The organism is Mesorhizobium terrae, assembly GCF_008727715.1.
Lineage (GTDB): Bacteria > Pseudomonadota > Alphaproteobacteria > Rhizobiales > Rhizobiaceae > Mesorhizobium > Mesorhizobium terrae.
Window position 1 is genome coordinate 683852 of record NZ_CP044218.1, and the last position, 13173, is coordinate 697024.

At 60.5% G+C, this 13173-nt stretch carries 5 protein-coding genes; 2 read left to right on the forward strand and 3 right to left on the reverse strand.

Features of this window, described 5'->3' with window-relative positions; translation table 11 throughout:
• Positions 1 to 18 precede the first annotated feature (18 nt).
• Together FZF13_RS04450 and FZF13_RS04455 are read right to left on the reverse strand one after the other, a co-directional pair.
• Positions 19 to 639, reverse strand: coding sequence for a hypothetical protein (locus FZF13_RS04450; RefSeq protein ID WP_065997506.1), 621 nt, complete (start codon positions 637 to 639; stop codon positions 19 to 21).
• The gene (locus FZF13_RS04455; protein WP_245317472.1) at positions 639 to 1469 is read right to left on the reverse strand and encodes a hypothetical protein; all 831 of its coding nucleotides are present in this window, start codon (positions 1467 to 1469) and stop codon (positions 639 to 641) included. Before FZF13_RS04455 ends, FZF13_RS04450 begins: the two co-directional genes overlap by 1 nt.
• A 139-nt stretch (positions 1470 to 1608) precedes the next feature.
• On the opposite strand from FZF13_RS04455, the gene FZF13_RS04460 reads away from it, so the two are divergent.
• Both FZF13_RS04460 and FZF13_RS04465 read left to right on the forward strand, forming a co-directional pair.
• Positions 1609 to 2235 (forward strand): L,D-transpeptidase, encoded by a 627-nt coding sequence (locus FZF13_RS04460; protein WP_373426387.1) that lies wholly within the window; start codon positions 1609 to 1611, stop codon positions 2233 to 2235.
• Positions 2236 to 2287: 52 nt separating this feature from the next.
• Positions 2288 to 3211, forward strand: coding sequence for a LysR family transcriptional regulator (locus tag FZF13_RS04465; protein ID WP_065997508.1), 924 nt, complete (start codon positions 2288 to 2290; stop codon positions 3209 to 3211).
• A gap of 13 nt (positions 3212 to 3224) precedes the next feature.
• On the opposite strand, the gene FZF13_RS04470 is transcribed toward FZF13_RS04465, so the two are convergent.
• A complete protein-coding gene (locus FZF13_RS04470; RefSeq protein WP_065997509.1) occupies positions 3225 to 13139 on the reverse strand; it encodes a LysM peptidoglycan-binding domain-containing protein in 9915 nt (3304 codons plus the stop codon).
• Positions 13140 to 13173 lie beyond the last annotated feature (34 nt).

A 13173-nucleotide genomic window follows, 5' to 3' on the forward strand; every position in this document is an offset into this window, starting at 1 on the left:
CCCGACCACCGCGAATGCCTATTGCTGCTTGATAAGGGTACTCGTGGACGACGTGACGGCCGTCACGCTGCTGGTCACCACTTCGAGATTGGCGGCGGCCCACATGATCGAGATCGAACGGCTCAGCAGCTGCTCGGCGCTTTTGGCGGGCGCGTCGTTTTCCTCGCCTTCCGCGGCTCCGGCCACGTCTTGATTGCCATCCGTCTTACCATCCGCGCGGACGCCGGCCTCCTTGAGAGCCGCCTGCACTCTCTGCATCGTCCCTTCCAGTGATTTCACGGCGGAGCCGAGCAGAGCGGACGTGTCGGAACCCTGCCCGCCCCCCGATTTTTCCACCTGGGTCAGATATTCGAACAGCCTGTGCTCGCTGGTCGCATCGATCGGCTCCAGATTTTGCTGCCGCGCAGCTGTCGATGCGGCGGTCAGCGGCGCATCCTGCGCCACCTGCTGGCTGATGCCTGTCGCGGTACCCGCCTGCTCGGATTTCTTTGCTTTCAGAACCTGCGATTTTGGGTCCGCGGCATTCGAGCCATTGCCCGGCCGCGTGCTCGAACCAGCCGCAACCTGCTGCTGCAGGTTGATACCCGTGGACATGTTTGAAAGCGCGACTTCCAGCGCTCCAATCGGTGCAATTTGCATCAGCGTGCCTCCTGCCCTTGTTTCGGCTTTTCAGCGGAAAAGGTCTGGGATTCCGCCTGCCTGCCTCGAAAAACCCGAACCGGGACAATTTTTTGCGCGCTTTGTTTCGCGTGGTTCGAGATGCCGAGCGTCTTCTTGACGAGGTCGATGTAGGAAGGCGGGCCAGCCACCTGAACCACATCGTCCTGCTGCGAAACCTTCAATGAAAAGCGCGGATCGATGACGCCAAGCCTGGTGAGCTTTTCTTCCGCTCCCGCAGCCGCATTGGCATCGAGCGGGATCGTCTCGTGGCGAACCTCGGCCTCGGTCGCCACGTTCAGGACAAGGCCGTCGAAATGCCAGACAAGGCCGTAGCGATTGCACAACTCATCGAGAAACGTCTTTGCGGTGCCAGTCGGCATGGTCCCACTCAGGCGCCCTTTCACCTGGTCGCTGACCCGGACAGTCACACCCATGTTGCGTCCCAGTTCGATCAGCGCATCCCGCACCGACTGGTCGACGGTGATGTATTTGTATGGACCATCCGGCCAGCGCGGTTCGGCCGCCGAGGCGGGAACAGCGGAAATGCCAAGAATGACAAGGCCAGCGACGCCTGCCGATTTCAAAACGGCGGCGGTGAAAGACAGTCGATCCGAATTGCAGGAAACGAGTCCCGTCAACATTGACCCTACCGAGAAAAGACCAGCTCTCGCCAAACTGGCCCATACAACATTCACCCGCCGCTTCACTCTATCGCGCAGGCGTCGAAATGGGAAGTCCAATTGGATTGCGAATGAATAATCAGTTCCAAATGTTGCGCGCCCTGGCAGAAACGATATGGTGCGCTCCAATCGTGGATCACGAGATGGTGATCGTGGCCACAACGGACATTCGATGACGACAAGACTCGCCCCCCCTGCCTGCTCGCGTTCCGTGGCGGTCCGGATAAAGACTGGAACGCGGTCAGCGCTTCGGATGCGAAGAAGGTTTGTGTTGTTCGCGGCTTTCGCGTTCGTCGCGGCCTCTGCCGCCGCGCAGACCCGTTCCGGTTACGATCCGCGCAGTTGGACCTACGACGAAGCTGCCAATGCGGTGATCCCACCCTCATCGCTCGGCCAGGCCGATGACACTGAGGAGGATGAAGGTCCGCCGCCATCATGGTCGCCCGTTCCGAAACAGGTCGTGCGTTACAGTGACCTGCAGCCGGCCGGATCGATCATCGTCAACACGGGCGAACGGCGGCTCTACTATGTGCTCGGCAATGGCAAGGCGCTGCGCTATGCGATTGGCGTGGGCAAGGAAGGCTTCGCGTGGGCCGGCCGCGACAAGATCTCCGACAAGAAGGAATGGCCGGACTGGCGGCCACCACGGGAGATGCGCAGCCGTGTCGCGGCAACCGGAAAATCGTTACCCGCTCACGTTGCTGGAGGCCCGAACAATCCGCTCGGGGCCAGAGCCCTTTACATCGGCAATACACTTTATCGTATCCATGGTACCAACCAGCCCTGGACCGTCGGCAATGCGAATTCCTCAGGATGCATTCGCTTGACCAATGAGGACATCATCGACCTTTACGCTCGCGCGCAGGTTGGCGCGCAAGTTATCGTGAGACAATGAGGCCCCGCCAACGAGCCACCTTTTCAGCGGCACAGAATGTTTGATCGATACAATGATCCCTTTCAATATCAAGCAATTAGAAACATTTCTTCTGGTTGCCGCTTTCGGCAGCTTCCGCAAGGCCGCCGAGCGGCTGAACACCACACAGCCCGCCGTCTCGACGCGCATCGCCAGCCTTGAAGAAGCGCTGGGCACGAGGTTGTTCGAGCGCCAGGCAAGCGCCGTGCGATTGACCGCCCAGGGCCAGCAGCTGCTTCCTTCAGCGCAGGGCGTGCTCAAGGTGGCCGAGCGGCTTCAGCTGATTGCCCAATCGCTTTCGGAAACCACCGGCGTGCTGCGGCTCGGGGTGTCTGAAACCATCGTCCACACCTGGCTGCCCGATTTCCTCAAACAGCTGCAGGCGCATTGTCCGCTCGTCGATGCGGATATCCTGGTCGATTCATCGGCAACGTTGCGCAGCGAGCTGATGTCGCACCGCATCGATCTTGCGTTGCTGGCAGGTCCGGTCACGGAGTATGCGATAGAGAACATCGATATGCCACCGTTTCCGCTCGTCTGGGTCTGTGCTCCCGACCTGGATCTGCCGAAGGGCCGGAAACTCCCCTTGAACGAGCTGACGCGTTTCCCCATCATCAGCTACGCCCGCACCACGCGGCCCTACACCGAACTCTACCGTAAGTTCAGCCGCGATCTCGAAGAGATGCCGCGCATTTTCCCAGCCAATTCGATCGCGGCCGCGCTGAAGATGGCAATGACCGGGATCGGCATCGCCTCGTTGCCGCACGATGTCGTCACCGAGCACGCGATGGCCGCGAAACTGCGCATCGTGGATTGCGACTGGCATCCGCCCGATCTGGAGTTCACGGCGTCCTATTCGTCCGAGCCGTCCAATCCGCTGGCCGAACAGGCAGCGCAACTGGCCGCCTGTACCGCCCATACCTATGCGGTTCGCGCCGGCAGGGCGCGAGCTCAGTAGCGCCTTACCCCGATCAGCCGACCGTTGCGGTCGGAAGATAGATGCGGTCGCCGGCAAAGATTATGTCCGGGCTCAGGATATGATCCATGTTAAGCACCACGGTATCGGCGACGTTCGTCGAATTGGTCGTGGCAATGAGTCGGATGCTGTCGCCGCTTTTCACGTCCACCCAGCGGTAACCGCTCTGCTCCAGTTTGGGATTGGTGCGGCCATCTGGAGTGCTGGCGCCATCGGGATGAGCCTTCACCAGATCGCCTGAAACCCAGCCGGTATGCATCTTGCCGTCAGGTCCGTAACCTTCAACGGGAAGCCACGTCGTTCCTGTACTGTCGGTCGACGGCTTTGCAGTCTGCTCGACGAAGCTGCCCGGCTGCAGCACGGTTACAACCGCGGCGCTGCCGCTTGGCTGGGCACGCAGGTTCAGACCATCATCGGCGAGAACGACAAGCTGTGGGAAGGTCTGCGGCGGTTCCTTTGTTCCAGGATCCGGCTTGTCGGTGCCATCACCGGGCTGCTTGCCGTCTACCCCTGATTTGTCGTCCGATTTTTCCGGATCGGGGATCGGAGGGGGCTTCGCGGCATTCCACGGTTCGCCAAGCAGGGCATCCAGCGAGAAGAGCAGCATGCCGACGCCGAAGGTGATGCCAAGGGTCCACCGGTCCCACGCGGCCCACTTCTTGTCGGATTTTTCCGCCGCCGCGGTTTCCGCATCGGCGCGCGGCACCGAACGGCTGTTGACCCGATCCGTCCTGATCGCCGATGCCCAGAACTCGGCGCAGCCGAATGTGAACATCGTCCCGGCTACGGTCGCGATCGGTGCCGGCCAGGAGTTGACCGTATAGACGGCGCAGCCAAGCACATATCCCGGGCCAGCCAGATATTCGGCCAGATTCCGGATCACTGGCCTGCCGGTGAAGGACTGCAGCATCGACTTGGTGCCGTAGACCATATTGCCCAGCGTGAAAGTGCTGTTGACGACAAGATCCTTACCCTGCACCAGGCCAGTCGCTGCACCTGGTGCCGCGGCAATGAATGTGGCCCCGCCCAGCGCGTTGAGGAACCGCCCGAATGGTTTGTGGGCCGCGGTCGCGTTGGGGAATACGGCTTGCGTTCCGAAAACAAGGCCGCGCACGCCGAACGAGACGGCTCCCGCCGTCGCGGTCCACGTCGGCGGCAACGTGCTCCACAAGGTGTAGGATGTGCTAGCCATGGCGCCGAAAGTCTCGAGAGCGGTCTTGTATTCCTTGGTTCGTGAATAAGCCAACGCGCTGTCGACGAGGACGCGCTGCTCCGGTGTCATCGACTTCTTGTGGGTCGCTCGGAACGTCGTCAGCTGCAGGACCGAGAGCGCATTGGTCTGGTCAACGCCCATCCACTCGAACTGCTCGAGCGTGAACTTGCGGAACTGGCCGGGGCTCATTTCCTCGAACTGCTTGGCCGTCACCGCTTCAATCTGCGGCTGTGTCAATGCTTCGGTATGATGAATGGTGAAACCGCCCCACTGATCGCGGGTCAGCGCCGGAATCTGCTTTTCGGTAAGCCACGGCACCTGTTTCGGATCGAATTTTGTCATATTCAGGAAGCCGACCATCGTCTCGGGGATAGCCTGAACCTGGCGCTCGCCGAGATTCTTCAACAATCCTGTTTCTCCCAGCCTTTCGAATTGCGGCGACGTGAATTTCGCAACCTGGCCTGGCTTGAACCACTGGATCTGGCGGTTCTCCAGCGTGGACACATCGACGAATTCGATCGTGTCCCCCTTTATCGCCTGCACCTGCGGCTTGATCAGGTGATGCGTAAGGCCAGCGACGCCTAGATCCACGAACTGCTGCCCGGTCATGTTGCTGACCTGACCTTTGGTTACCCATGGAATCTGTCTTTCGTCGAGACCTGCGATATTCAGGAAGCTTGTCTTCGCCTTCGGGATCCCCCGCAACTGGCTCTTGGTCAGGTACGGGAGCAAGCCAGCCCGATCCAGGTTGTGGAACTGCTGTTCGGTCAACGCGGCTACCTGCTCAGGCTTCAGCCAGGGAATCTGCGTTGGCTGGAACTCCGCCATGTTGAGATTCTGGACCTGCTCGAGCGGGATCGCCCGCACAGCGTCTCGGCTATGCGGTCCGCTGTTCGAAGCGGACCCGGGGGGCGGTGACTGGGTACCATCCGGCACGTGTTCTTCCGAGGCGCCGCGAATCCAGGGCAGGACAACGGGTTCGCCACTGTCGGGGTCGTAAACCAGGATATGCGTCTTGCTGAGGGTTTCGGGAGCATCGGCCGCCAGTCGCGGCCCGTCGACCGGCGGTATGTAGACCTGCTCTGGGCCTCTGGGTTCGGTCCCCAGCATGGCCGCAACGATGACTTCGCCGTCCTTGTCCTTGAGTTCGATGGTTCGAGGCGTTTCGACGGCTGCTGCTGGTTTGTTGTGCCCGAAGATGTTGCCGACGATGCCGGCTTGATCCAGCGCGCCCTGGAGTTCCGCCGAAGGCGGCGCATCGAGGAAAACCCAGCGCGGCTGGTACTTCGGGTTCTCGTTGCGCAGCGCCACGTCCTTGTTGATCTGCTCCTGCAACTTCGGTGTCAAAGGCACCTCGCGCATCTGCGCGACACCCTTGATGGTGGTCCAACGGTGGTACGTCTTGACTTCGATCGCCTCGATGACGTCCGGGTTCTTGAAAACGGGGGCATCCACATACCGGCCGCCGTCGCCGAAGACGGGGTGCGGCCCGGTTGGATTGGCCTGGACGGGGAAATGTACCTCACCGAGCGAGCCGTTCAGTTCGCGCGTGTAGACTTCGCCTGCCTTCCATTTCTCCGGCTGCCGCATATTGCGGATCTGCTGCAATGAGAAGGTGGTCGGCGGTGCGGCCTCCAGCGCCTTCCTGGCCGGCGCAGCCTCAGGCGGCATCGCCTCCCCTTCAGGCCGTCCCGTGCCGCTCGGAACATGGTCCTCCGAAGCGCCGCGCGTCCAGGGCAGGACATAGGCTTCGCCGGTTTCCGGATCGCGGAAGAAGATATGCGACTTGTGCATCAAGTCCGGCTCGTCGCCGCGCGCCTGCGGACCGTCCGCCGGTGGCACATAGACGCTCTCGGCACTCTTTGGCAGCGGCCCGAAGCGGGTCGCCGTGATAAAGTGACCGTTCTCGTCCCGGATCTGCATCGGGCCGCTGTTGCGTCGTCCGACCTGCGAGGAAAGCAGCGTCATGAGGCCGTCGGCAACATTCTGGCGCATGAAACCGCCGTCGACGATGGATCGACCGAATTCGCCACGGAATTGCGCTATCGCCGCCATTTGATCGGGGCGCGCTGTCGTTTCCAGTTGGTCGAGGAACTGATCGAGGGATTTCTTCCCGCCCTTCGGAATGCCGGTAGCAGCGCCGTCGCGCGACGGCTCGACGGCGCGAGCGATCCAGGCTGGTACGGTCAGTTCCTCGCTCTGCCCGTCGGCAGTTTTGAATGTCACCTGAGCCGTTTCGTCCTTCGCGATGGAACGCGCGGCCTTGGGCGAGCTCGACTTGTACTGGAACCTGACTTCGGCGCTGAATGCCAGTGCCCCCGCCGGCAACTGCGGTGTCGAGAGCGAAACGGTGTACCGTGTCGCCGGCGTGCCATCCGCCCCATAGAGGTTCTTGTAGATGTTTCCGGCACTCGGCATGTAGCGTGGCTGTGGTGTGCCGTCCGGCCGGACGCGAGCCGGCAGCCACGATTTGACCGTCGATTTCACCTTGTAGGTCAGCGAGGTCGCGATTTTGTCGGGATTTGTCCCGAGCACCCCGGGCAGCCCGTTTCGATCGTTGAAGATGATATCGACCAGCATCGCTTCCGGATTGAGAACCCGCACCTTCTCGCCGGTCAGAAGGACGATGTCAGCACTAGGAGTCTTGCCCGGAACGGCAGAGAGCCGCAGCCCGCTTATCGTCGGTTCGTCGGCGTATGAAACCGTGTTGGAAGGGTCGATCTGGCCGGCCTTGACAAGATCGCGGATCGCCTGAATGCCGTTGCCTTGCCCAACCGCGGTGACGAGCTCGCCGGCTTTCGCCGGATCCTTGACCACGAACTGGATCTTCAAGACCGTCGATCCGAGGGCTGACTGGATTTGGTCATAGGTCTGTTTGGAGACGATATCGCCTTTTTGTAGCGTGTCCTTGACCGGTAGTTCCGGTCGCATCTCGATGCCGACGCGTGGAAATTTATCGACCATGCCGACATGATTTGCGACGATCGGCAGCCGCAGGCCGGCTTTGGTCTCCGTCATCACGCGGCCGAAGGGCAATGCGCCCTCCAATCTGACGTGGCCGGCATTGTTTTCGGCGGGCACACCGAAGAAGTCGTGCTGGCCAGGTGCAAGCGTCACCTCTGTCCCCTTGAGCGATGGGGAGTAAGTCATTTCAATGACCGTGCCCTCGCCGTCCGGTGTCTTTCCGACGATGGCGGCATCGAACGGCTTGGCCTCATAGCCGGCCTTGTCGTTGAAAATGCCCTCGCTTGCCTTGCCCGAGAGATCGCTGGCGCGAACCGGCAGGGCCGTTTGCTTGGAGACCGGCCAGACACCGGCCTGCAGCGCGGTGATGTTCCTGTATTCGCGGGCGCGGTAGGAAACGACGCCCTGCGTGCTCAAGGCATCCTTGAGCGGCGTGAGACTACGCTGACTGAAACTGTCGACGATCGACCAGCCAATGGCGCCGAAATCCGTCTTGGTGCCAACACCAAAACCGATGGCGGCTACGGTCGGTGAACCGATACCGAACGCCTGTCCGGTATTGAGGCGTGTGCGGAACGTCACCCCGACACGCAGGTCCGGCAATACGTCCCGGATCGGAGTCCGCGGCACATAGACGCCATCCGGTCCGTAGCGGTCAGCCATTTCGCGGCTCGAATAGTAGCTTTTTTCGGTCTCGTACCGATGCAGCAGTTGCTCGTTGGTCAGGCCATCGAGATAGGCTGATGGCGTCCGCTCGTCCTTGCCGCTGGTATAGGTGTAACCGCCGGTGTCCCTTTCCGGCATGCCGCTAAAGCTGCGCGTTTCCGGATTCCATACCAGATGCACCGGACCATCCGTGGTGACCGGCTTGTTCGGCACGATGATCGGATCGCCACCGGCTGGCCCTTTCGTCGGCTTGCCGACCGGATCGACCGGGTCTTTGGCGGTAACGGTCGGCTGCGATTCGTGTGGAGTGCGGCCTGCCCCTGTCGTCGAGGCGTCTCCTCGAGTCTTCTTTGGCGGAACCACTTCCCCGGGGATCACAGGATGGCTTGGGTCGTGGAAAACCTGCTCGCCCGTCGGTCGATAGACTCCGTCCGCGCCCATTTCATGGACGTTCATCGGTTTTCCGGACGGACCTGCCTCCAGCGCGGGTGGCGATTGACGCGGCCCGCCACCACCGCCCCACGGCGGTGGCTGATTGGCACCACCGCCCCGCGGCGGTGGCTGATTGGCACCACCGTTTGTGTTGAAACCTTGATCCGTGCCGGGTCGCAGGGTGCGCAGGCCATGTAGGCCGAGGCCCGTGCCGACGACACCGGTGAAGAAACCAGTCAGCGCGTTCGCGCGCTGGAGGTCCGTCATCTGATTCCAGTTGGTGAGAAGGTCGTAGCCCGACGTTGCGAGAAGTGGCGTGCCCACGACCACCGCTCCCACATCCATGCCCCAGGCGGTCTTGTTGAGACCGGAAGAGGTTTGCATGAAGGAACGGGTTTCCGCCGAGATCGCGGAGCCTGACCGGGTTGCACCGATACTGCCGCGGAAGGCTTGCATGGCGGTCAATTCCTTCCCGGCCATGCCGACCGTGCGAAGACCACTGGAGGCCATCGGCAAAACGGTGGTCGCAACACTGGCGATGTTAATGAGCGATTCCGTATCGCCCCATTCGCCGCCATGATCCAGATGGTTCACCTGATTGATGACTGCTCTGGTGCCGAGATAGGCTGCACCCGCGTAAGCGAGAGGGGCGGCCACCGGGGCGGCGGGCGTGAATGACAAGATTGTGGCGATGCCAGTCCCGATACCGACAAGCGGATCGACTGCCTTTTCCCAGACCGAGAAGTTACGCGACTTGACGACCTCGAGCTCGAACTTGCCGTCGCTGCCGGGTTTCATTTGCAGGTTCTTCGGCGCGACGAGCTTGCCGTCTTCGCCGAACTGCGCGTTGTTGTCCTGGAAGTCGCCAAGATTGGCGAACGACTTACCCGTCACGTCGACATAACGCGTGCCCCCACCTTCTTGGACGGCAAAAAGGATGACCTGCTGTGTGCCGACCTTGTCATCGACATAGAACAGCGGCACCGCGCGTACTTTTGGGGTGTCTCCGCCGATATCGCGGATTTCTTTCGTGATCTTGCTGACAGCGTCGCGACCTTCCTTCGTGGAGCGGTCGATGCCCAAGCTATTGGCCACCGTGTCATCCAGCCCGGAACCGCGCCGTTCGTGGAATGTGTTGTCAAAACCTTTTGCGAATAATTGTTGGAATTTCGGCTGATAGTTACCGTCGAGCGCCTCCTGCTGGTGCTTGTCGAGATAGCTACGGTCGATCCCGGTGTTGCGATCCACCATCAGCGAAGGATCGCTGAGGCGCATATTGTGATAGTCGCTGAAGCCCTCAACCTGACGGCGCAGTTCCTCGGCCTGAGTCTTTTGCTGTTGCGTCGCTTCAAGGACCAATTTGGCAACGGCCAAGCTGGGATCAACCCAACGTCCGCTTGCTTCCTTGTCGCTGGTGTCGAGATCGATCCAGACCGCTTTGCCGCTTTGGGTGAGTGCGTCCAAGCCGACTTTATCGAACTGTGCGGCAACTTCCGGCGCGACCTTGATCTTACGCCCGCCGCCGAGGTCGATCTCGACAGGCTGTACGCCATCCGGCAAGGTTCCGGCGGGAACATCGACGGACCCAGGCCCGTGTTGCTTGAATAGATTGTCGAAGTTTGTCTGCAGCGTGGTCAGCTTGGTACCAAGATCCTTGATGCTGTCGCCTAACTGCTTGTTGAGAATATCGTTCAGATTTTTTGCCGCCTCGGCCTCGCTTACCTTCAGCGACTGCAACCCGTTTGCCGTGCACATCGGGACGTCGAAGTTGTTGCCGGAAAGAAGCTGCTGCCAATCCTTGTTGAGCTGCCGATTTTTGTATTTGCTGCGAACGTTCTTGTTGCCGAGCTCAAAAGTGAGCTGCTGCTCGGTCGTACCTTTTTCGAAATGGTTGACGACCCAAAGCTGACCATCTCGAACCTGTAACTCCTGTGACTGGTAAAGGCCGAGATAGTCTCCATTGATTCGGCTATGCTTTTTCCCTGGCTCAAAAAGATACTGGTTGTTGCTGCCATATTCGGCAAGCAGCCGTTGTTCGAGATCGGTCTGCCGAGCTCCCACATCCATCGCTCTCGCATGAGCGTCGAAATAACCTTGATAGGCCCCTGCCAGCTCGAACTGTTTATCGGCTGTTCCCTGTAATGTTTTGAGATCTTTGTATTGTTGCGAATCTTTCGGCATACCGTTCAGATCCGCTTGACCGACCAGGAAGTCGATCGTCAGCTTGTCGCCCTTGCTTAGATGCAGTCCGGCCTCTCCGAACAATTTATCGACAGCCGCGTGAGCGGCAATGCCTTCGGCATATTCGGTCTGGCGGTTGGGGCTTGGCTGACCCAGAGCGGACGCGGCGGGCGCATTCGGGTCGCTGATCGGTTTCAGCTGGCTCTGGTCATTGATTGCCTGTGTGAGAATTTGTCCGGCGCGCTCGTATTCGCCACGGGCGTCCTGCGCGTTCTTGAGCAGATTGTTGGCCTGCGTCAGCTTGTTTTGCGCATCGGCAAGCGTGCCTTCCGGCTTCTCGGGCGTCCATTCGAGACCGTAAGGAGCCAGCGCCTCGTTGATGATGCCCTGCGCACCCTTGACCGCGTCCTTGTAGGCAGGATCAAGCATGTAGACGTTGAACTGTGACATGCCCTGGCCGGCCAGGGCGCGCGTCTCCGTGATGCGGGACAGCGCGATGTTCTCCTTGATGATGGCCTGGGCAACCTGCGGGTCGACCCACGTCCACGCGCCGTCAACCTTCATCGGTACCCAATTGCCACCGGAGGGAGCCTTGCCGCGGGGCGGGTCGCCAAACGGGTCGACAACACGGTTCTGACCGTCGAGCTTTGGAGACGCGAGGATGCCAGCCCCGTACGTTTTCATCAGCGCGGCCTTGTCTAATCCGGCCTGTTTGGCGTCCTCGATGAGGCTGGGCAACGTCTGTCCAGCCAATATACCTTCGACAAAGGATTTGACGACCTGACCTTCCTTCGCCTCCGCTGGATCGCTGCTGTTCGGGTTCACGGCCAACAGGGTACGAGCCAGTGCCTCCTGTGTGGTTCCAACGTCGATCTTCAGGTCCGTTCCGGTGGTGTTGTTGTGCAGGGTCACGCTGCCGTCTGGCTTCGTGGTCAGCGTATAGCCATTGGCCGTAACCTCCACGGTCGTGCGCGTGCCATTCTCGATCCTGATCTTTTCGCCGGGACGGACGAGGTTCGGATCGCGGGACGTATCGAAAAGCTCCGGATTGGTTTTCCTCAGCTCATCCAGCGTCACGCCATGTTTCTGCGCGATAAGGGTGAGGTTGTCGTCCGGCTTGACTTCGTAGTCGATCGGCTTGCCATCATTGACCTTTTCGGTGGTCGTCTTGGTGACGCGGCCATCCTTGTCGGTAACGATCTTGATCTCTGTTCCAGCCTTCGGGTCGACGATGGTCGTTGTGGCCTCACCCGTCTTGGTGTGGCGGGTGGTATTGCTCGTCTTGCCATTGCCGTCTTCCGATACCGTGGTTTCGGTGTCGCCTTTCGTGGTGACGACAGTGCGTGCGTCGTGCTGATAGTCGTTGTAATAAACGATCTTCTCACCCGTATGCGGATCGGCAAGTTCCACCGACTGGACGTCGCCATTGTCGCTCTTTGGATCTCCGGTCTTGACCTGATAACCGGCCCCCTGCAATTCGGCGATCACCTGTTCCTTGGTCAGGCCCCGGTCTTTCGCGATCTGGTCGATGCTCTTGCCCTTGGCGAGATCGTCCTGAATGCCTTTTGTGGTGGCACCTCCGGGATCCTGGGTTGGCGCAAGAACGGTCTTCTTCCCGTCAGGTCCGGTCACGGTGGTGACAGGCAGAGCAGACCCACCCTTCGGCGTCACCGTTTCTACCGACGCGCCATTTGGAAGCGATGTCCGTTCCGTGACGACGCCGGAACCGAGATCGTCTTCGTAGCGGGTGGTCATCGCCCCCGTTTTGGGATCGTAGTCGCTGGTCTGCTTGCGGCCGAGGCCGTCCCTGACCGGCGTTTCCGCAGGCGCGGCCGACCCATCCTGCACGGCCGCGTAGTAGGTGTCGTGCTGATAGTCGTAATGGAGCGTGACTGTCTTTTGGTTCCTGGGATCGCTGGTGTCCCTGATCACCGTCGTCTGGACATCGCCATTGTTGCTGGTCGGATCGGTGACAGTGACTTCCAGGTTGTTACCCGCCCTTATCGCGGCAAGCACCTGCTCGTTCGTCATCCCTCGTTCTGACGCGATCTTGTTGATGCTTTTGCCCTTTTTCACATCGTCGATGATGCTGTGGGCCGTCATATCCGCGGCGGGATCCTTTTCGGGCGTGCCGGTGTTCAACTTGACGGGAGCAAAGGCCAAAGTCGTCGGCTGAGTGTAGAGCGCAGGCTGAGCGCCTGCGCCATTGCTCGGTGTTCCAGCATTGGCGGGAACGTTTCCGTTGGCAGGCGTCGCATCGGGTTGCTGCAAGGCATCGAGCTTGCCGGTGACCTGATCAAGCTCCTGGCGCGCGCTGGCCGCCCATTCACGCTCGCCCATCTTGTTGGCAAGCCTGATCTGTTCTCTGAGCTGGGCGGCCTGGGCTTCCAACTGCGCGATCTGCGCTGCATTGGCTTTAGGATCGACCCTTGGCGCGGGGTTCAGCTTCGGCATTATCGGACGAACCACGTGAACGACCTCCGCAATG

Bases quoted from the DNA above. Each gene is read 5' to 3' on its own strand.
- FZF13_RS04450 (WP_065997506.1), bottom strand. From the start codon at position 639: ATGCAAATTGCACCGATTGGAGCGCTGGAAGTCGCGCTTTCAAACATG.
- FZF13_RS04465 (WP_065997508.1), top strand. From the start codon at position 2,288: ATGATCCCTTTCAATATCAAGCAATTAGAAACATTTCTTCTGGTTGCC.
- FZF13_RS04470 (WP_065997509.1), bottom strand. From the start codon at position 13,139: ATGCCGAAGCTGAACCCCGCGCCAAGGGTCGATCCTAAAGCCAATGCA.